General features: G+C 62.8%; 15 protein-coding genes. 7 read left to right on the top strand and 8 right to left on the bottom strand.

The genetic code is table 11. The features are described 5' to 3' along the window. Window positions 1–167 precede the first annotated feature (167 nt). A complete protein-coding gene (pdxR, locus tag NKH22_RS04575) occupies window positions 168–1,661 on the bottom strand; it encodes a MocR-like pyridoxine biosynthesis transcription factor PdxR (RefSeq protein WP_023669484.1) in 1,494 nt (497 codons plus the stop codon). 386 nt (window positions 1,662–2,047) lie between these two features. Between pdxR and pgi the strand changes: the two genes are divergently transcribed. Both pgi and NKH22_RS04565 read left to right on the top strand, forming a co-directional pair. Beyond that, a complete protein-coding gene (pgi, locus tag NKH22_RS04570; protein ID WP_502908564.1) occupies window positions 2,048–3,691 on the top strand; it encodes a glucose-6-phosphate isomerase in 1,644 nt (547 codons plus the stop codon). Then, window positions 3,688–4,419 (top strand): HAD family hydrolase, encoded by a 732-nt coding sequence (locus NKH22_RS04565; protein ID WP_023709202.1) that lies wholly within the window; start codon window positions 3,688–3,690, stop codon window positions 4,417–4,419. Before pgi ends, NKH22_RS04565 begins: the two co-directional genes overlap by 4 nt. Window positions 4,420–4,766: 347 nt before the next feature. On the opposite strand, the gene NKH22_RS04560 is transcribed toward NKH22_RS04565, so the two are convergent. Then, window positions 4,767–5,453, bottom strand: coding sequence for a class I SAM-dependent methyltransferase (locus NKH22_RS04560; protein WP_352909197.1), 687 nt, complete (start codon window positions 5,451–5,453; stop codon window positions 4,767–4,769). Window positions 5,454–5,533: 80 nt separating this feature from the next. Further along, window positions 5,534–7,525, bottom strand: coding sequence for a long-chain fatty acid--CoA ligase (locus tag NKH22_RS04555; protein ID WP_352909029.1), 1,992 nt, complete (start codon window positions 7,523–7,525; stop codon window positions 5,534–5,536). Window positions 7,526–8,000: 475 nt separating this feature from the next. Here NKH22_RS04555 and NKH22_RS04550 point away from each other — a divergent pair, with 475 nt between their 5' ends. Genes NKH22_RS04550 through NKH22_RS04530 form a run of 5 tightly spaced genes read left to right on the top strand, consistent with a single transcriptional unit; the run spans window position 8,001 to window position 13,240 of the window. Then, window positions 8,001–9,599: an ABC transporter substrate-binding protein gene (locus NKH22_RS04550; RefSeq protein ID WP_023669491.1), complete on the top strand. Its 1,599-nt coding sequence runs from the start codon at window positions 8,001–8,003 to the stop codon at window positions 9,597–9,599. A 47-nt stretch (window positions 9,600–9,646) separates the two neighbouring features. Then, window positions 9,647–10,654 carry an ABC transporter permease subunit gene (locus tag NKH22_RS04545; protein ID WP_023669492.1) on the top strand — a complete coding sequence of 336 codons (1,008 nt, stop codon included), beginning with the start codon at window positions 9,647–9,649 and terminating at the stop codon, window positions 10,652–10,654. Window positions 10,655–10,680: 26 nt separating this feature from the next. Continuing rightward, on the top strand, window positions 10,681–11,565 hold the full coding sequence (locus NKH22_RS04540; RefSeq protein WP_352805268.1) for an ABC transporter permease subunit: 885 nt from the start codon (window positions 10,681–10,683) through the stop codon (window positions 11,563–11,565). Next, entirely contained in the window at window positions 11,565–12,410 is an 846-nt protein-coding gene (locus NKH22_RS04535; RefSeq protein ID WP_352909027.1) for an ABC transporter ATP-binding protein, read from the top strand. The genes NKH22_RS04540 and NKH22_RS04535 overlap by 1 nt, the downstream gene beginning before the upstream one ends. Beyond that, window positions 12,410–13,240, top strand: coding sequence for a dipeptide ABC transporter ATP-binding protein (locus tag NKH22_RS04530; protein WP_352909026.1), 831 nt, complete (start codon window positions 12,410–12,412; stop codon window positions 13,238–13,240). The genes NKH22_RS04535 and NKH22_RS04530 overlap by 1 nt, the downstream gene beginning before the upstream one ends. Before the next feature lie 123 nt (window positions 13,241–13,363). Here NKH22_RS04530 and NKH22_RS04525 read toward each other — a convergent pair whose 3' ends face one another. From NKH22_RS04525 to NKH22_RS04505, 5 genes are read right to left on the bottom strand one after another with little or no spacing between them, the layout of a single operon-like run. Then, on the bottom strand, window positions 13,364–15,160 hold the full coding sequence (locus tag NKH22_RS04525; RefSeq protein WP_027049321.1) for an ABC transporter ATP-binding protein: 1,797 nt from the start codon (window positions 15,158–15,160) through the stop codon (window positions 13,364–13,366). After that, window positions 15,160–16,206 carry a glycosyltransferase family 2 protein gene (locus tag NKH22_RS04520; RefSeq protein ID WP_023682048.1) on the bottom strand — a complete coding sequence of 349 codons (1,047 nt, stop codon included), beginning with the start codon at window positions 16,204–16,206 and terminating at the stop codon, window positions 15,160–15,162. The genes NKH22_RS04525 and NKH22_RS04520 overlap by 1 nt, the downstream gene beginning before the upstream one ends. Beyond that, on the bottom strand, window positions 16,203–17,315 hold the full coding sequence (locus NKH22_RS04515) for a glycosyltransferase family 2 protein (protein ID WP_023669498.1): 1,113 nt from the start codon (window positions 17,313–17,315) through the stop codon (window positions 16,203–16,205). Before NKH22_RS04515 ends, NKH22_RS04520 begins: the two co-directional genes overlap by 4 nt. Beyond that, window positions 17,312–18,493 (bottom strand): acyltransferase family protein, encoded by a 1,182-nt coding sequence (locus NKH22_RS04510; protein WP_023669499.1) that lies wholly within the window; start codon window positions 18,491–18,493, stop codon window positions 17,312–17,314. The genes NKH22_RS04515 and NKH22_RS04510 overlap by 4 nt, the downstream gene beginning before the upstream one ends. Then, complete coding sequence (locus tag NKH22_RS04505) at window positions 18,493–18,681, bottom strand: hypothetical protein (protein WP_023715289.1); 189 nt, start codon at window positions 18,679–18,681, stop codon at window positions 18,493–18,495. The genes NKH22_RS04510 and NKH22_RS04505 overlap by 1 nt, the downstream gene beginning before the upstream one ends. Window positions 18,682–18,892: the final 211 nt, after the last annotated feature.

Below are 18,892 nucleotides of genomic sequence, written 5' to 3'. Positions count from 1 at the left end.
GATTGGTCCACCGTCGGCTTGCTTCGTCCCTCTGTCAGCCGACTATGCCGTTGCCATTGGCCCAGCCTATGGGCCAGTCAACGCAGCCGAGTATGCCAGAGAGCTAATGCAGAATGTTGGTGATCATGCCAAGGGCCGGGGCTGTTCAAAGCTCCGGCACAGGCAAATCAGGCTGCAGCGGGCCTGCGTCCGGCCGCGGTCGCGAGCTCGCGAATACCCGGCTCGATGTGCTGCAGTGCGATCGAGGAAATGCCCAAGCGCATGAAACGCGACGGCTTTTCGGTGCGATCGAAGAAGCGGTCGCCCGGCTCGATGATGACGCTGCGCGAGGCCGCGGCCTCGGCCAGTCCACGTGAATCGGTGCCGCGCGGGCCTTCCAGCCAGAGCGATGTGCCGCCGGCCGAATCGGTTGAGCGCCATTCCGGCAGGAATGCGGAAATCGCATGGACCAGACGCTTGCGCCGCTCGTCGAAGGCCGACGACAGCCGCCGCACCAGCGCCTCGTGATGGCCGAGCGACAGGAACAACGCGACCGCGCGCTGGTTGTTGGCCGGCGGGTGCCTGAGCATGAAGCGGCGCAGCGCCCTTAGCTCGGAGATTAGTCCAGCCGAAGCGACGATGTAGCCAAGCCGCAGGCCCGGAGCCAGCGTCTTCGACATCGAGCCGACATAGACGACGCGACCCGAGCGATCGAGGCTCTTCAGCGCCTGCTGCGGCGCCTCGTCGAGAAGCTGGCTGTCATAGCCGTCCTCGATGATGATCTGGTTGTGGCGGTTGGCGCGCGCCAGAAGGTCCTGCCGCCGCTCTGCCGACAGCGGCACCATGGTCGGGCAGTGGTGGCTGGGGGTGACGAAGACAAAGCCGGAATCGTTGGGAATGGACGAGGTGACGATGCCGGACTGGTCGACCGGGACCGGCTGGATCTCGGCGCCGGCCAGGCGGAAGATCGAGCGCGCGTCGGGGTACCCCGGGTCTTCCATCGCGACCTTGGAGCCCTTTGTCATCAGCAGTGTCGCCAGCATATAGAGCGCGTTCTGGGCGCCGAGCGTGACGATGATCTCGTCCGGATTGGCGAAGATGCCGCGCCGCGGCAACAGCCGCGCCTGGATCTGCTCGATCAAGAGCGGATCGTCGCGGTCGACCATGTCGGAGGCCCAGTTGCGGATTTCGAGCACGGCCAGCGCCATGCGGTTGCACTCACGCCATTCGGCTGTCGGGAACAGCGCCGGGTCGAACTGGCCGTAGACGAAGGGGTAGGACGACTTGATCCAGTTGTCGTGCTTGGCCGGCGGCGGCATGTCGCTGGCAGCGATCTGCCGGCGTGCCTTCCAGTCGATCTCGTTTTGCTGGTCCGGCGCCTTCTGGTGCGGCTTGGCGGGGGTGGCCAGCACATCCGGATTGACGAAATGGCCGCGCCGTTCGCGCGCCACCAGGAAACCTTGGTCGACCAATTGCTGGAACGCCAGCACCACAGTGCCGCGTGCGACGCCGAGTTTTTCAGCCAGGATGCGGCAGGACGGAAGCGGCATCGAAGCGGCGATCTGCCGGTCGAGAATGGCGGCGACGATCGCCTGACGGATCTGCGCCTGCAGGGTCTGGCCCGATTCCGCCGAAATCCGGAACAGGCCGGACCATATGGCCGTGTCGTTACGCTGTGGCATGGAAGGTGTTCCTCGATGGCCAGTCTTTTTTGCTTGGCTGGACCAGCGGAAGGTAACCGTGGCACAAGGGGTTGCGCCAATCAATTTTTCTGATCGCTGGGATTTATGCCAGTGATCTATGCGCGACGCGCAGCGTCGTCGCATCCCCGGGTGACGCTTGCGTCATCCCGCAGCGCGGACGCCCGCGCGATGCGAAGCGTCGTCGCGCCTCACTATCATCCAGCGCGACGCGCAGCGTCGTAGCTCCATCACATCGCACTATGCTGCACTGCGTCATCCCCACGCATTGAAACATGGGGAATTCGGCTCAATAAGATCAGCGCGACGACACGCGCCGGAAACATCCGGTCTGATAAGATGTCGTGAAAAACGATCAGGAGCCGGCAGTGGATCATTCCTCCTTCGACAAACAGCTTGTCGCCTTGCGTGCTGCGCGCGCGGCGGCATCGGGCACGATGCGCGAGGCGTTTGCCGCGGACCCCAAGCGCTTCGAGACATTTTCGGCCAGCGACGGCGACCTTTTGCTCGACTGGTCGAAATGCGCGGTCGACCAGCGCACGATGGAACTGCTCGAGAAGCTCGCCGCCGCCGCCGATCTCGAAGGTCGCCGGGCCGCAATGTTTTCCGGCAAGAAGATCAACATCACCGAGGATCGCGCCGTGCTGCACACGGCGCTACGGAACCTCTCGGGCAAGGGCGTCACGGTCGATGGCCAGGACGTCAAGGCGGATGTGCTGTCCGTGCTCGACGCCATGGGCGCTTTCGCCGATGCCATTCGCTCCGGCAAGGCCGCCGGCGCCACCGGCAAGAAAATCACCGACATCGTCAACATCGGCATTGGCGGCTCCGATCTCGGCCCGGCCATGGCGACGCTGGCGCTGGCGCCCTATCACGACGGCCCGCGCGCGCACTACGTCTCCAACATCGACGGCGCCCATATCCACGACACGCTGAAGGGCCTGTCTGCCGAAACCACCCTGTTCATCATCGCCTCGAAGACCTTCACCACGGTTGAGACGATGACCAATGCCGAGACGGCACGCGAATGGGTGCAGAAGGCGCTCGGCAAGGAAGCAGTCGGCAAGCATTTCGCCGCCGTCTCGACCGCGCTCGACCTGGTTTCCAAGTTCGGCATCGAAGCGGATCGCGTGTTCGGCTTCTGGGACTGGGTCGGCGGCCGCTATTCGCTGTGGGGCGCCATCGGCCTGCCGGTGATGATCGCCATCGGCCCGCGCAACTTCCGCGCCTTCCTCGATGGCGCGCATGAGATGGACGAGCACTTCCGCACCGCACCCCTGCAGAAGAACCTGCCGGCGCTGCTGGGGCTGGTCGGCTGGTGGCATCGCGTGATCTGCGGTTATCCGGCGCGTGCGGTCATCCCTTATGACCAGCGCCTTTCCAGGCTGCCGGCCTATCTGCAGCAGCTCGACATGGAATCGAACGGCAAGGGCGTCACCCTCGACGGCACGCCGGTGACGACGCCGACCGGACCGCTGGTCTGGGGCGAGCCCGGCACCAATGGCCAGCACGCCTTCTTCCAGCTGCTGCACCAGGGCACCGACTTCATCCCGGTCGAGTTCCTTGCCGCTGCCGTCGGCCATGAGCCTGATCTCAAGCACCAACACGATCTACTGCTTGCCAATTGCCTGGCCCAATCGGAAGCGTTGATGAAGGGCCGCACGCTGGACGAGGCGCGCGCGCAGATGCTGGCCAAGGGCATGAAGCCGGCCGATGTCGACAGAATAGCCCCGCACCGCGTCTTCTCCGGCAGCCGCCCCTCGGTGACGATCCTCTACCGCAAGCTCGACCCGCGCACCTTCGGCCGGCTGATCGCGCTTTACGAGCACCGCGTCTTCGTCGAAGGCACTCTGTTCAACATCAATTCCTTCGACCAATGGGGCGTCGAGCTCGGCAAGGAGCTGGCGACCGGCCTGTTGCCAGTCGTGGAAGGCAAGGAGAGCGCCGCCAAGCGCGACGCATCGACGGTCGGGCTGGTGGCGCGCATCCAGCAACTGCGGGGGGCTCAATGAAAAATCCGGCCGACATCAAGGGCATCTTGTTCGACAAGGACGGCACGCTTGTCGATTTCAACGCGACCTGGCTCGGCATCGCCGATTTCATGGCCATGGACGCCGCCGAGGGCGATCGCTGGAAAGCCGACAGGCTGCTTTCGGCGGCGGGCTTCGATTTTGTCGCCAAGCGTTTCAAGCCGGATTCCATCTTCGCCTCGGGCACCAACATGGATGTCGTCGAACTATGGTTCCCGCGCCTGTCCGACGAGGACCAGATGCTGGCCGTCGCCCGCTTCAACGAGATCACCTCGGTGCAAGGCTCATCGATGGCGGTGGCCCTGCCCGGCATCGTCGCGGCGCTGACGGCTCTGCACAAGCGATCCTACCGGCTCGGCGTCGCCACCAACGATTCGACTGCCGGTGCCGAAAAGACCATGGTCACGCTCGGCGTCGCCCAGCTGTTCACCGCCGCCTATGGCTATGACGCGGTCGCCAATCCGAAACCGGCGCCGGACACGATCGTCGCCTTTTGCGACCTGACCGGGTTGAAGGCGTCCGAGATCGCCATGGTCGGCGACAACCGCCACGACCTGGAGATGGCGCGTGCTGGCGGCTGCGGCCTGGCGGTCGGCGTGCTCTCCGGCACCGGCACGCGTGAATCGCTGTCGGCGATCGCCGATGTCGTTTTGGATTCGGTCGCCGATTTGCCAGACTTTCTCTCGGCGCGGGTCAAGGAGACGGTCTGAAGGGGGCCTGGGGCAAACTCAATTCGACTCGAGATTTCCCGCCAATGGCCGAGTTGGGCGAAGCAGCCCATGAAAACTATGGAGCTTCTGGTTTGTTTTCGGACACAGTGGGCCACTCATCAGCAGAGCAAACGTACCCGCATTTGCCGCACCTGATCTTGGCGCTTGCGTTATCGATGTCTTCGCCCGGCTGAAGGTCGAAGCCGCGATTTTCGCACTTTGGGCAAACTGTGAAACCGATACGTTGAACAACTTTAATCCACGCCATTCGACTTCTCCTATCAACGGCTAATCGAATCTATTTTCTGCCCCTTGAGGTTTGTCCACAATGAGTAGAATCCGGCCATTCAGAGCGACTGGGCTTTGCCGCGTCGCGCTAGCAAATCTTCCGGCTCGAACCAAAACACACCGCTCGGCCTCGTCGCAGCCCCCTTTGCGTCGCCGAAATCCGGCACTTGATACTCGGCCAGCAACCGCAGCCGTGACAACGGCAAGTCGTTGCGGCGGGGGTCGCCGACCAGCACTTCGATGCCGGCTGCCAGGCAGCGGTCGAGGAACGGGATCACCCGCAGAGCAACCTCGCGGCCGTAGAACACGTCGCCGGCAAGCACGAGGTCGACGGCCGGCGGCGGGCCTGTGGTGATGTCCTTGTCGACAATGGTGATCTCGACGCCGTTGGCCAACGCGTTGAGGCCGATCGCGGCGACGCCGTTGCGATCGATCTCGGCCGCGATCACCGCGCTGGCGCCGGCCTTGGCGGCGGCGATGCCGACGAGGCCGGAGCCGGCGCCGAGATCGAGCACGCGTCGGCCGGCTACGCTTTGCGGATGGTCGAGTATATAGCGCGCAAGCACCGCCCCGCCGGCCCATGGATAGGCCCAGTAGGGCGGCGGTGGCTGAGGCGCGTCGTCGACTGGCTCAACCGCATCGTCGTCCGCGCCTTGGTGCGGATCGACAAGCCGCCTCAGGCCGCTGCCGGGATGAGCCGTGTAGAGTTGGATTTCAGGAAGTGCTGGAACAGGCGCAAGGCGCATGTTCGCCTTGATGAACGTCGCCGCGTCGGGACGCGGATTGTCGTCTACACTTTCGCCGCGACTAGGCTCGTCGTTCAAATCTATTCCCGCAGCGCCCGGCGCAAAATCTTGCCCACCGGAGTCTTCGGCAGTTCGGTCCTGAACTCGATGTATTTCGGCCGCTTGTAGCCGGTCAGGTTTTCGCGGCAATAGGCGGTGATTGCCTCAGCGGTCAGCGCCGGATCTTTCTTGACGATGAACAGCTTCGGCACCTCGCCCGAATGCTCGTCCGGCACGCCGATCGCCGCCACTTCGAGCACGCCCGGATGCTGGGCGACGACTTCCTCGAGTTCGTTCGGATAGACGTTGAAGCCGGAGACCAGGATCATGTCCTTCTTTCGGTCGACGATCTTGGTGTAGCCGCGCTCGTCCATGAAGCCCATGTCACCGGATTTGAAAAACCCGTCCTTGGTCATCACCTTGGCGGTCTCGTCCGGCCGGTTCCAGTAACCGGCCATCACTTGCGGTCCGCGGATGCAGATCTCGCCGACTTCGCCCAGCGGCAGGTTGTTGCCGTCATCGTCGCGGATGACGATCTCGGTCGACGGCAGCGGCAGGCCGATCGTGCCGGTGAAATTGCTGTCACTGAACTTGTTGGCGGTGGCCACCGGCGAGGTCTCCGACAGCCCGTAGCCCTCGGTGATCGAATTGCCGGTCAGCGCCTTCCAGCGCTCGGCAACCCCCTTCTGTACCGCCATGCCACCACCCAGCGTCATGATCAGCGGCTTGAAGTCGAGCTTGCGGAAATCCTCGTTGTTGAGCAGCGCGTTGAACAGCGTGTTGAGGCCGGGGAAAATGTGCATCGGGTATTTCTGCAGCTCGTTGACGAAGCCGGGAATGTCGCGCGGGTTGGGAACGAGCACGTTCTGGGCGCCCTGCTGCATGCCCATCAGCGCGTTCACCGTCAGCGCGAAGATATGGTAGAGCGGCAGCGCGCAGATGAAGTTGAGATGCGCCGGTTTCGGCTTGATCGCATAGGCGTCCTGCAGCCACAGCGTGTTCTGCGCGACATTGGACAGCACATTGGAGTGCAGCAGCACAGCACCTTTGGAAATCCCCGTGGTTCCGCCGGTATATTGCAGGAAGGCGACGTCGCCGGCCTCCATCTTGGCCGGTTTGAAGGCGATGCCGGCGCCGGCCTTCACCGCCGCATTGAACTTGACATGGCCGGGCAGCGACCAGGCCGGCACCATCTTCTTCACCCGGCGCACGACTAGGTTGACGATCGTGCCCTTGAGGGCGCCGAGCATGTCGCCCATCGCCGCGACCACCACATGCTTGACCGCCGTCCTGGCAATCACCGCGTCCAGGGTGCTGGCGAAATTCTCCAGAATGACGATCGCCTGCGCGCCGGAATCCTTGAGCTGATGTTCGAGCTCGCGCGGCGTGTAGAGCGGATTGATGTTCACCACGACATAGCCGGCGCGAAGCACGGCCATCATCGCCACCGGATATTGCAGCACATTCGGCATCATCAGCGCCACGCGTGCGCCTTTCTGCAGGCCCTTCGATTGCAGATAAGCGCCGAAGGCGGCCGATTGCCGCTCGAGTTCGGCATAGGAGATCGACTTGCCCATGCAGACGTATGCCGGCTGGCCGGAAAACTGCTTACAGGCGCCGACGAGGAAGTCGCCGATCGAACTGTAGGGCAGGGCGCCGATCTCCGCCGGCACGACTTTCGAATAGCTTTTTAGCCATGGCTTTTCCGGCAAGCCCGCGGCAAGCGCCGTCAGCGTATTCGGCAGTTTTTTGGCCGCGCCCGGCGACGGCTTCGAGGCGGGCTTCGCCGCGGCTGTCTTGGCGGCTGGCGGCTGGGCGGGCTTTGCAGCGGGTGCTGTCTTCGCCGCGCGCTTGACCACAGGTTTCGCTGCCGGCTTGGCGCTTGCCTTCGCCGGCGTCGAGGTTGCCGTTGGCTTGACAGCGGGAGTGGCTTTGGCCGGTGGCGCTTTCGACTTGGCGGCAGCGGCGGCCGGTTTTGAAGCTTTCGCCGCTTTTGCTTTCGCCGGGGCCGTTGTCTTTGTTGCTTTCGCCACCTCTAGCCTCCCTCGGTCGTTCTGTTGCCTGCTCCTGCTACGCCGCCTCGATGTGGTGAGGCGTCCTCCGCTGCAGCGATGTCGCGGATTCCCGGAAAATCCAGCGTGTCATCTATCTATTGCGACTATCGGCGGCCGTGCAAGTCTTGCCCCAGCGGCAGGACGGCAAAGATTTGCCGCCGAAATCCTTCCCGCGACGCCGGCTCGGCAATGCCGTCCTGTCATCTCGGTGGCGAAACCCAGGCTTGTGGATTTTTGGCTTACGATTGCTGCGATCAATGAAAAAATGCGGTCGTTAACAATCCCGTGATTAGCAGATTTTGCTATTTGTTTCTGCAGTTCGTCAAAGACCGAGAAATATTTTCTGCTTACGGTGGGGTAGGCAAACAGGGTGTTCCAAAGCCGGAAAAACGGTGCTTATATGCGCGCTTCGCGAGCCTATAGAGGGGCTTGGAAGAACATCAGGGAGTGCTCAATGAAAAAGAAACTGACTTTTGCAGCCGCGTTGCTGGCTGCAAGCGTCCTCGGCGGTGTGGCCAATGCCAAGACGCTGGTCTATTGCTCGGAGGCCTCGCCGGCCAACTTCGACCCGGGTACCACGACGGGCGGCAACGACTTCGACGCCTCGTCGCGCACCGTCTATTCGCGCCTGGTCGAGTTCAAGCATGGCGGCACCGAAGTTGTGCCCGGTCTCGCCGACAAATGGGAGATTTCGGACGACGGCCTGGTCTATACTTTCCACCTGCATCCGGGCGTGAAGTTCCAGACGACGGATTTCTTCAAGCCGACGCGTGATTTCAATGCCGACGACGTCGTCTTTTCGTTCGATCGCCAGTTCAACAAGGAAAACCCCTGGAACGGCGAGAAGTACCTGCCGAACCTGACCTGGGACTACTACACCGGCATGGACATGCCGAAATACGTCGCCAAGTGGGAAAAGGTCGATGACCTGACCGTGAAGCTGACGCTGACCGAGCCGAACGCGCCGATGCTGGCCAATCTCGGCATGGACTTCGCCTCGATCGTGTCGAAGGAATATGCCGACCAGCTGGAAAAGGACGGCAAGATGGCCGACTTCTCGACCAAGCCGGTCGGTACAGGTCCGTTCCAGTTCGTCGACTACCAGCTGGATTCGGTCATCCGCTATGCGGCCAACCCGGACTACTTCAAGGGCAAGGAAAAGATCGACGATCTCGTCTTCGCGATCACGCCTGACGCCACCGCCCGCATCCAGAAGGTGCTCGCCGGCGAATGCGATATCGCGCCCTATCCGAATCCTGCCGACATCGGCACGATCAAGGCCAACGCCGACGTGACCCTGATGGATCAGGCTGGCCTCAACATCGGCTATATGAGCTACAACACCACCATCCCGCCGCTCGACAAGCCTGAAGTGCGCCATGCGCTCAACCAGGCGATCGATCGGGAATCGCTCATCAAGTCGCTGTTCCAGGACGCCGGCGCCACGCCGGCCGTAAACCTGATCCCGCCGACCATGTGGTCGTGGAACAAGGACGTGAAGTCCGACGCCTATGATCCGGAAGCAGCCAAGAAGGTGCTGGCCGATGCCGGATTGAAGGAGATCCAGCTTTGGGCCTCCGACCGCGTCCGTCCCTACAACCCGAACTTCCAGCGCGCCGCGGAACTGATCCAGGCTGACTGGGCCAAGGTCGGCGTCAAGGCGGAGATCGTCAGCTACGAGTGGACGAAGTACCGCGAAGAAGGCAAGAAGAAGGAACGCCCGGGCGCCTTCCAGATCGGCTGGACCGGTGACAATGGCGATCCGGACAATTTCTTCGCCACGCTGTTCGCCTGCTCGGCCATCGGCGTGTCGAACTACTCCAGCTGGTGCGACAAGGACTTCGAGGATCTGATCCAAAAGGCCAAGAAGACCAGCGACCAGGCCGAACGCACCAAGCTCTATGAAGAGGCGCAGGTTGTCTTCCAGAAGCAGGCTCCGGCCTTCCTCATGGCACACAGCCAGGTTTACGCAGTCGTGCGCAAGAATGTCAGCGGCTTCATGATGGACCCGCTCGGCATTCATCGCTTCGACGGCGTCGACAAGGCCGAATAGAACTGTTAGGCGGGCGGCGCGCAATCAGGCGCCGCCCGCTTTTCAAGATGCTCCGATATCTCCTAAACAAAATCGTCTTGGTGCTGCCGACGCTGATCGGCATCACCATCTGCGCCTTCGCTTTCGTCAGGCTGCTGCCCGGCGATCCCATTCTTGCCATGGCCGGCGAGCATGGCGTGTCGCCCGAGCGTTACGCGGAACTGAAGGAACAGTTCGGCTACAATTTGCCGATCTGGCAGCAATACGCGCATTATGTCCGCGATGCCGCGACCGGTAATTTCGGCGTGTCGATTTCGTCCAAGCGGCCGGTCATCGAAGATTTCATGACGCTGTTCCCGGCAACCATCGAGCTCTCCGTCTTCGCCATGATCTTCGCCATGGTGCTGGCCATACCGGCCGGCATCATTGCTGCGGTCAAACGCGGCTCCTGGTTCGACCAGGGGCTTATGGGCACCGCCCTCGTCGGCTATTCCATGCCGATCTTCTGGTGGGGCCTGCTGCTGATCATCTTTTTCTCCGGCTATCTCGGCTGGACCCCGGTTTCAGGCCGCATCGGCCTTCAGTTCTTTATCAAGCCGATCACCGGCTTCTTGACCCTCGACAGCCTGCTCTACGGCAAGTGGGATGCTTTCCGCTCGGCATTGAGTCACCTGGTGCTGCCGACAATTGTGCTCGGCACCATCCCGCTGGCGGTGATCGCGCGCCAGACGCGCTCGGCCATGCTCGAAGTGCTGGGCGAAGACTATGTGCGGACCGCCCGCGCCAAGGGCCTGTCGTCGTCCCGCGTCATCGGCGTGCATGCGCTGCGCAATGCGCTGATCCCGGTGGTCACCACCATCGGCCTGCAGGTCAGTACCCTGCTCGCCGGCGCCATTCTCACAGAAACCATCTTCGCCTGGCCGGGCATCGGCAAGTGGATGGTCGAATCCATATCCAAGCGCGACTATGTCGTCGTGCAGTCAGGCTTGCTGCTGATCGCCCTTATCGTCATGGCGGTGAACCTGATCGTCGACGTGCTTTATGCCGTCATCAACCCGCGCATCAGGGCGGCGTGATGAGCCAGTCGACCGAAATCGCCCCGATGGCCGCCGGCAACCCTGACCGACTGACCGGCTTCAGGACTTTCTGGCACTATTTCTCGGGAAACCGCGGCGCCGTCATCGGCCTGTTCGTCTTCATCGTTTTGGTGCTGGCCGCGCTCTTTGCACCGCTGCTCGCGCCCTATGCGCCCGACATCCAGGACAAGACCGCTTTCTTGCGTCCGCCGGCCTGGCAGGCAGGCGGCAGCATGGAATATCTGCTTGGCACCGACGCGGTCGGCCGCGACATGCTCTCGCGCCTGCTCTATGGCGCGCGTTTCTCGCTGCTCATCGGCGCCGTCGTGGTCACGCTGGCGCTTGTCGGCGGCATCACGCTCGGCCTTTTGGCCGGCTATTTCCGGGGCTGGGTCGACGTGGCGATCATGCGGGTCATGGATCTGATCCTGTCCTTCCCGTCGCTGCTCTTGGCGCTGGTTCTGGTCACCATCCTCGGCCCCGGCCTGTTCAACGCCATGCTGGCCATCGCGCTTGTCCTGCAACCCCACTTTGCCCGTCTGGTGCGCGCTGCCGTCATGGCCGAAAAGAGCCGCGAATATGTGGTCGCCGCCAAGGTCGCCGGCGCCGGCCATATAAGGCTTATGCTGCGCACCATCCTGCCCAACTGCCTGGCGCCGCTGATCGTCCAGGGCACGCTGTCCTTCTCCAACGCCATCCTGGAGGCGGCCGCTCTCGGCTTTCTCGGCCTTGGCGCCCAGCCGCCGACACCGGAATGGGGAACCATGCTCGCCTCGGCGCGTGAATTCATCCTGCGCGCCTGGTGGGTGGTGACCTTCCCCGGTCTGGCCATCCTCATCACCGTGCTTGCCATCAACCTGATCGGCGACGGTCTGCGCGATGCGCTCGATCCGAAGCTGAGGAGGTCGTAATGGCGCTGCTCGACATCCGCAATCTCGTCGTCGAGTTCCAGACCGCATCCGGCCCGTTCCGCGCGGTCGATGGCGTCTCGCTCCATGTGAACGAACGTGAAGTGCTGGCCATCGTCGGCGAATCCGGCTCCGGCAAGTCGGTGTCGATGTTGGCTGTGATGGGGCTGTTGCCGTGGACGGCGACGGTCACTGCCGACGAGATGAGCTTCAACGGCCGCGATCTCCTGAAGATGAGCCCGGCCGACCGGCGCAAGATCGTCGGCAAGGACATGTCGATGATCTTCCAGGAGCCGATGGCCAGTCTCAATCCGTGCTTCACCGTCGGCTTCCAGATCGAGGAGGTGCTGCGCTTCCATATGGGCATGGACAAGGCCCAGCGTCGCGAGCGCGCCATCGAATTGCTGACGCAGGTCGGCATTGCCGAGCCGGGCGAACGGCTGAACTCGTTTCCGCACCAGATGTCAGGCGGCCAGTGCCAGCGCGTGATGATCGCCATCGCCATCGCCTGCAATCCGAAGCTTCTGATCGCCGACGAGCCGACGACCGCGCTCGACGTCACCATCCAGAAGCAGATCCTCGACCTGCTGGTCTCGCTGCAGGTCAAATACGGCATGGGCCTGATCATGATTACCCACAATATGGGCGTCGTGGCCGAGACCGCCGACCGCGTCATCGTCCAGTACAAGGGGCGCAAGATGGAAGAGGCCGACGTGCTGTCGCTGTTTGAATCGCCGAAGAGCAATTACACCCGCGCGCTTTTGTCGGCACTGCCGGAAAATGCCGTCGGCGACCGGCTGCCGACCGTCTCGGACATGCTGTTCGAACCGGCTGCCGGGAGCGTCTGATGGGCATCAAGGTCGTCGAAGGCAAGGACATCCTGCGCGACTATCACGTCGGCGGCGGCCTGTTTCGCGGCGCGCGCACCGTGCATGCGGTCAAGGGCGTCTCGTTCAGCGTCGACAAGGGCAAGACGCTGGCCATCGTCGGTGAATCGGGCTGCGGCAAGTCAACGCTGGCGCGCATCATCACGCTGATCGATCCGGCAACGTCGGGCGAGCTGTTCATCGACGGCAACAAGGTCGACATCGCAAGGAACGGCCTGACCAGGGAGATGCGCCGCAAGGTGCAGATCGTCTTCCAGAACCCTTACGGATCGCTCAATCCGCGCCAAAAGATCGGAGATGTGCTGGGCGAGCCGCTGCTCATCAACACCGACAAGCCGGCCGAAGAGCGGCGCGACCTCGCCATGAGGATGCTGAAGAAAGTCGGCCTCGGTACCGAGCACTACAATCGCTATCCTCACATGTTCTCGGGCGGCCAGCGCCAGCGCATCGCCATTGCCCGCGCGCTGATGCTGAACCCGAGCCTGCTGGTGCTTGACGAACCGGTCTCCGCGCTCGATCTTTCGGTGCAGGCGCAGGTGCTCAACCTGCTCGCCGACCTGCAGGACGAATTCCAGCTGACCTATGTCTTCATCAGCCACGATCTGTCGGTCGTGCGCTACATCGCCGACGATGTGATGGTGATGTATTTCGGCGAAGCCGTCGAATACGGCTCGCGCGAGGAGGTCTTCGCCGACCCCAAGCACAACTACACCAGGACGCTGTTCGCCGCGACGCCGCGCGCCGACGTCGCCTCGATCAAGGCGCGGCTGGCGAAGAAGAAGGCCGCCTGACCTCTCACCGAGAATTGTTTTTGAACAATCGGAAATGCGTCGCGGCGGTGGTTTGCCGGCAGGATTGATCGCGATCTGCGAGCTGCCGGGCGCAAGCCGCGTCGCAGGTTGGGGTGCGCCCCATCACTCACCCGCTCCGTGCTGGTAAAGCTCGTCCATGCTGAGCATTGCCAGGGTTGCGAAGGGGGCCTGTTTTTTCACCCGACCGCGGCTCAAGATCACCACGTCGTCGCAGAACGATATGGTGCTGTAATGATGACTGATGACAATGGTGGTGCGGCGGCCGGCCCGCGATTTCAGCGTCTCGACAATAGCGGCTTCTGACAACCCATCCACCGCACTGGTGGCTTCGTCGAGGATGAGAATATCGGGATCGCGCACCAGCGCCCGCGCCAGGGCGATCCTTTGCCTTTGTCCGGCTGACAGGTTGATGCCCCGGTATCCGACCAGTGTCGCGTAGCCCTGCGGCAGGTGCTCGATGAATTGATGTGCCTCGGCCAGCCTTGCGGCGCGCATGGCGTCGCTGGCCGACGCCGTGTCGTAGCCGTAGATAATGTTTTCAAAAATGGTGCCATCGACCAGTTCCAGCTCCTGACTGGCCAAGGCAATGTTCCGCCGCCATTGGCTTGGGTCCACTTCATCGAGCGGTGCCCCATCGACGAGGATCCTGCCGCTGTCGGGTTTGACGAAGCGGCACAGGAGATTGACGATCGTCGTCTTGCCGGCGCCCGAGCGGCCGATCAGCGCCGTCGAGCGGCCGCTGCGGATGTCGAACACCGCCTTATGCAGCACCGCCTCGCGCGCGTCGGGGCCTGACAGGGGACCGGAATAGGCGAAGCTCACATCATCGAAGCTGATCCCTTGGCGCAAGCCGTCGAACGGCAGGCTGCCCTGCGGCGCCTCGGGCTTGTCGGAAGGATCGAGCAGCCATTGTACCTCCTCCAGCGAGCCGCTCATGCCTTGCAACTGACTCCAGGACATCTGCAAGGCCCGCATATGCGGCTGCAGTCGGTAGAGCAGGATGAGGAAGGCGACGGTCAGCGGGAAGCTTACATTCGCCAGCCAGGCTCCGATCACCACCGCCAGGAACAGCATCGCGTGCAATACCTCGGTCAGTGGCGGCAAGACGCCCTGGCGGATTGAAAGCACGAAAGCCGCCCGCCGCACCCCGTCGGACGCTTTGGCGAAGACCGCCTTTTCACGGTTCTCCTGCCCGAAGATGCGAATCAGGCGCCCGGCATGCACCAGATGCAGCATCTGCGACGCCAGTGCGCTGTTGCGCGAGACGACGCTGCGGCTCGGCGCCTTCAGATTGGACGACAAAACCCCGTGCGCCAGCTGGACAAGCGCCAGCCCTAGAGTCACCAGCAGCGTCATCTGCCAAGAGAGGAGCAGGAGGAAGGCGAGCAGGATGACGGCGGCCGAGGCACTGACGATCGCGCCGAGCAGGGCCTGGATAGCGTCGGATGCTCGCCAGGATTCGTTGGAGATGATGTTGAGCAGCCGCCCGGGGCTTTGCTGCAGGAAAAAGGGGTAGCCGACCCTGAGCAACTGCTCCGACAGTGCGCTACGGATCGAATAACCTGCCTTGCCGTAGATGTAGCTGGTCAGCAGAGTGTTGGCGAAGGCAAAGACATTTTTCAGTACGATCGAACCGAGGATCGCGGCCGAAATGGCGATCAGCCGCTGGCGCTCGCCGAGGTCCGCTCCAACCTGCTGGAGGAGGGCGGAGAAACCGGCCATGCCTGATGTTTCGCCACGTCCCATAATGATGCCGAGCAGCGGAATGATGAGACCGATGCCGAGGCCTTCCAGCGCGGCGCCCGCAAGCCCGAGCCCCACCACGACGGGAACGAGCCGCAACAGCCTGCCACCAAGCGCGCGGCGCAGCATTGGCAGGGCTGACGGAATCAGTGACATTATCGCGCTCTGGCCTCCGCATTGGCTTCGCTGGCTTCTCGGTCGTGGCGCAGCGGCAGCCGTTTTGGCCATCCCATCATGACGAGCAGCGCAAATCTGGCGGCACCTGCCAGATTCATTACGACAATAGGCCAGTGCGACAGATCGAGGTCGCGGTCAAAGCGAGGACGGCCCGCCAGTTCCCTGAACGCGGCCCGCGCGGACCAATAGACATGGCGAAGCAGCCAAGGGGCGTGGCGGACATGTTTCAGGCACAGCGCACCATTACCGAGGCTATAGTCGCGGTGCAGCCTGTCGATCGATTTGCGGTCTCGCCGGCCGTGATGATGCAAGACCGTCATGTCGGGCACATACTCGACCGGCATGCCGAGCAGCATCGCCCGCACGAGATAATCAGTATCTTCAGCCGAGCGTAGCGGGCCGCCAGCGCCGAAGCGTTCGTCGAACGACCCGATGCGGGCCGCGACGTCGCGGTGCATGGTCATGTTGCAGCCGAGCACGAAGCCGCCGGGGTGGACCGCCGGGGTCAGCCGCTCGCTTGCCTCGCAGAGCTTTATGGTGAAGGGCAGGTCCCGGGCATCACCGAGTTCGACCCGGCCGCCGCGGATCAGCCACTTCTCGCCACTCCGGTAGTGCCGCTCCAGGTCGCGGAGATAGTCGCGGTCGAGCTTGCAGTCGTCGTCGACGAAGACCAGCACGCGGCCTCGCGCTCGCGCCAATCCGGCATTGCGGGCAGCGGCTAGTCCGGGGCGAGTCTCCGAGACGGCTGTGACTGGGATGTCGGAAGTTTCGGCGATAGCGGCCAGCCGCTTTGACGTGCCGTCCCGTGAACCATTATCGACCACCACCAACTCTGCCGCGAAGGTGGCGTGCACCCGGCATGCGGCCTGGATCGAGGCTATGCAAGCCTCCAGCACAGCGGCGCGGTCGCGCGTGCAGACGATGAAACTGACCTCGAGCGACGGCCGCTCCGATCGGGGAGATGTCGGGACCGGCGCACTCGCAAACTGGTGATCGCGCAGGAGCGGGTGGGGCCTGTCGGTCATACCAGTCCCCGCTGATAACGCGCAAGCACCGCTTCGGCCGGCGTGGTTTTGAAGAAGTAGGCCACCGCGTCCGCCCGCTTTCCGGCCCTTATCGAGAGCAGGCTGAGCCAAGGCGCCCAGACGCCGGGACGCAGCGCATATTGTTCGCGGCGCCGGATGAAATTCCATCTCGCCGTCCGCGTGAGCAATTCGTGGGTCAGCGGCGGTTCTCCTTCGTCGCCGACGAGTTGGTAGAGGAAATAGAACAGGTTCAGCGCGCCTGCCTCGAAGCTTGGCCGTGTGTCGGTCGGCAGCTCGGAAATCCGCTCTTCGAGCGCACGGATGAAATCGGCTGCGCGCGAAACCGTGTCGAAAGAGACGGCCTCGCCGATGTCGCGCAGATCCGCTGTGGTTTCCGCAAGCCCCTCACGCTCGAGATTTTCGGCCACGATCCGCAAATGCGTCCTGCGCATTTCCTTGGCATGCCGCATGGTTACGCTTCCCGCATGGATGCGATAGACGAGCAGGCTATCGGGCAATATGGTCGCCGGGAAACGGCCGGCAAGCCGTCTGAAGAGATCAAAATCCTCGGCATGTCTATATTTGGGATCGTAATAGAGATCGTTGTTCCCAATGACATTCCTGTTGTAGATCACCGTCGGATGTAAGAATATCGTAAAGAACATCGACAATATGTCGAGCCGGCCGAGCCGGAACACCGGGTCTAGCCTGCCTTTGGCGATACGGCCGTGAAGCAAGGTATCAACGCAGGCGCCGCAGAAGCCGAGATCGGGCCGCCGCTCGAACAGTGCGACCTGGCGCGAGAGGCGCCGGGGATAGGCGACATCGTCCGCATCCATTCGCGCAACAAGCTCGCCCTGGGCCAGTCGTAGCCCTTCATTGAGGGTGGCGACGAGGCCGCGGTTCTCACGCGAGATGACAGAAACGCGATTGTCTGCCCGGCGGTATCGTTCGAGAATCTCGAGCGAGTTGTCAGTCGATCCGTCATCGATAGCGATGACCTCCAGGCGATCGTAGTCTTGCCGCAGAATGCTCTCCAGCGCAGCGGTGAGATAAGGCCCGGCATTGTAGACCGGCAGCAGGACGGAGACGAGCGGCGCGGTGGTCATCTCTGCGCATCCGTTCGCCGGAGTTCGAGTGCGGCGCGGCCATCGGGGGATCCGCCGGGATAGGCGTCCGCCGCCCTGCCGAGCCAGCCGGCATCGCCAGAGCGTGCCTGGGAGCGGCGGCGCGCTACATAGGGGAAGCGGCGCTTGAGGCCGTTGAGCGGCTTTTCGAAAGCCGTCCACGAGATCGAAGCGACGGCGATCGTGGCGGCGCTCGCGACCAGGAAACGCCCTGGCCCCTGCTCCGAGACATTGAGCGGGATCCAGGGCTGTGACTTGACGGCGAGCGACAGAAGGATCGGATGGTAAAGATAGACGCCGTAGCTGATGCGGCCCAGTGACAGCAGCGGTGGCAGTTCGAAAACCCTGCCGAGGACGCCGCCAAGGCCGGCTGAACAGGCGGCGACAACGGCCACCAGCGGCACCAGGGGCAGGATCTGCAGCAACGCCCAGCGGGCCCATTCCAGCATAGGATCGGCCGGCGCAGGGATAAGCCACTCAATCGCCAGGAAGACAGCCGCAAGGGCTGGCCAGCCTAGCCGCATCCATTGCGGCAGGCCGGCGCCTCTGGTCCGCCGGCAGGCAAGCAAAGCACCAAACGCCAGCGCGTCCATCGATGCTGGCGGCAGCAGGTCGCGCGCTAGCGCCGGGGTGGCGGTGATCGGCCAGTAGAAGCGATAGGCCAGCGACAACAGGATGACGCCGATAGTGATCGCTTCCACCCGCCGGCGGGGTGCGAGAAGCACGACCAGCGGCCAGGCGATATAGAACTGCTCCTCGATGCTCAGGCTCCAGAAATGGCAGAGTAGCCAGGGCGTCCATTCGTTGCGCAGCGCGTACCAAAAATTCGACAGGTAAAGCGCATGCCAGACGAGCGATCCACTGGACTGCTCCAGATCGGTCAGCCAGACGAACCCAAGCACGGCGAAATAGGGCGGGAATATGCGCAGCGCGCGCCTGATGTAGAAGGAACTCAATGCAGGGCCGGCTTTGAATTCGGCCGCGGCGCGCGCTTCGAGCAGCAGTCGTGTGATCAGGAAGCCGCTCAGCACAAAAAAAAGCCGCACCCCGATGTGGCCCCAAAAGGAGGACCCGTTGGGTGCAAGGAAATGGGAATAGAGAACCATCGTGACAGCGATGGCGCGCAGAGCGTCCAACTGATTGTCACGCGCGACCGCCATCAGCCATTTCCGCCGGTCTGAAATCTCCGATGAAGCCAGCGGCCCTGCATTCCGGGCCTCAGGTCGAGGCCTGCCAGCGTCGAGAGTGCGCCGACAACATCAAACCCGCGCCTTGTGCGCGGGACAGCCTCGAAATCGGTGCTGGCCAGCGAAAAATTCAAGCTGATCAACTTGGCGGAATTTTCCACGGCGCACTTCCCAGTACCAAATCCCCCAAGAAATGGTGCAACCGGGCAATGGTGCAGTGCAACACAAAATATCTATCGAGCTGTAATATTTGTGTGAGTTAGTGCTAAAAATGGGTATGATTTGCGAGTGCGTTGCGTCGCTGAGGGTTTTTCACGTCCGCAATGCTGCATGAGCAGTAGTACCATGTCAGAAAGGCACGGTTTAATTACA

The sequence above is a fragment of the Mesorhizobium sp. M1252 genome (assembly GCF_040318265.1).
Taxonomy (GTDB): Bacteria; Pseudomonadota; Alphaproteobacteria; order Rhizobiales; family Rhizobiaceae; genus Mesorhizobium.
Note: the sequence above shows the minus strand (reverse complement) of the source record. Positions and strands in the feature narration are given on the sequence as shown.

Excerpts from the sequence above, each read along its gene's own strand:
- NKH22_RS04550 (WP_023669491.1), top strand. The coding sequence starts at position 8,001 with ATGAAAAAGAAACTGACTTTTGCAGCCGCGTTGCTGGCTGCAAGCGTC.
- pdxR (WP_023669484.1), bottom strand. The coding sequence starts at position 1,661 with ATGCCACAGCGTAACGACACGGCCATATGGTCCGGCCTGTTCCGGATT.
- NKH22_RS04530 (WP_352909026.1), top strand. The coding sequence starts at position 12,410 with ATGGGCATCAAGGTCGTCGAAGGCAAGGACATCCTGCGCGACTATCAC.
- NKH22_RS04545 (WP_023669492.1), top strand. The coding sequence starts at position 9,647 with ATGCTCCGATATCTCCTAAACAAAATCGTCTTGGTGCTGCCGACGCTG.
- NKH22_RS04560 (WP_352909197.1), bottom strand. The coding sequence starts at position 5,453 with ATGCGCCTTGCGCCTGTTCCAGCACTTCCTGAAATCCAACTCTACACG.
- NKH22_RS04540 (WP_352805268.1), top strand. The coding sequence starts at position 10,681 with ATGGCCGCCGGCAACCCTGACCGACTGACCGGCTTCAGGACTTTCTGG.
- NKH22_RS04515 (WP_023669498.1), bottom strand. The coding sequence starts at position 17,315 with ATGACCACCGCGCCGCTCGTCTCCGTCCTGCTGCCGGTCTACAATGCC.
- NKH22_RS04565 (WP_023709202.1), top strand. The coding sequence starts at position 3,688 with ATGAAAAATCCGGCCGACATCAAGGGCATCTTGTTCGACAAGGACGGC.
- NKH22_RS04535 (WP_352909027.1), top strand. The coding sequence starts at position 11,565 with ATGGCGCTGCTCGACATCCGCAATCTCGTCGTCGAGTTCCAGACCGCA.
- NKH22_RS04510 (WP_023669499.1), bottom strand. The coding sequence starts at position 18,493 with ATGGCGGTCGCGCGTGACAATCAGTTGGACGCTCTGCGCGCCATCGCT.
- NKH22_RS04520 (WP_023682048.1), bottom strand. The coding sequence starts at position 16,206 with ATGACCGACAGGCCCCACCCGCTCCTGCGCGATCACCAGTTTGCGAGT.
- NKH22_RS04525 (WP_027049321.1), bottom strand. The coding sequence starts at position 15,160 with ATGTCACTGATTCCGTCAGCCCTGCCAATGCTGCGCCGCGCGCTTGGT.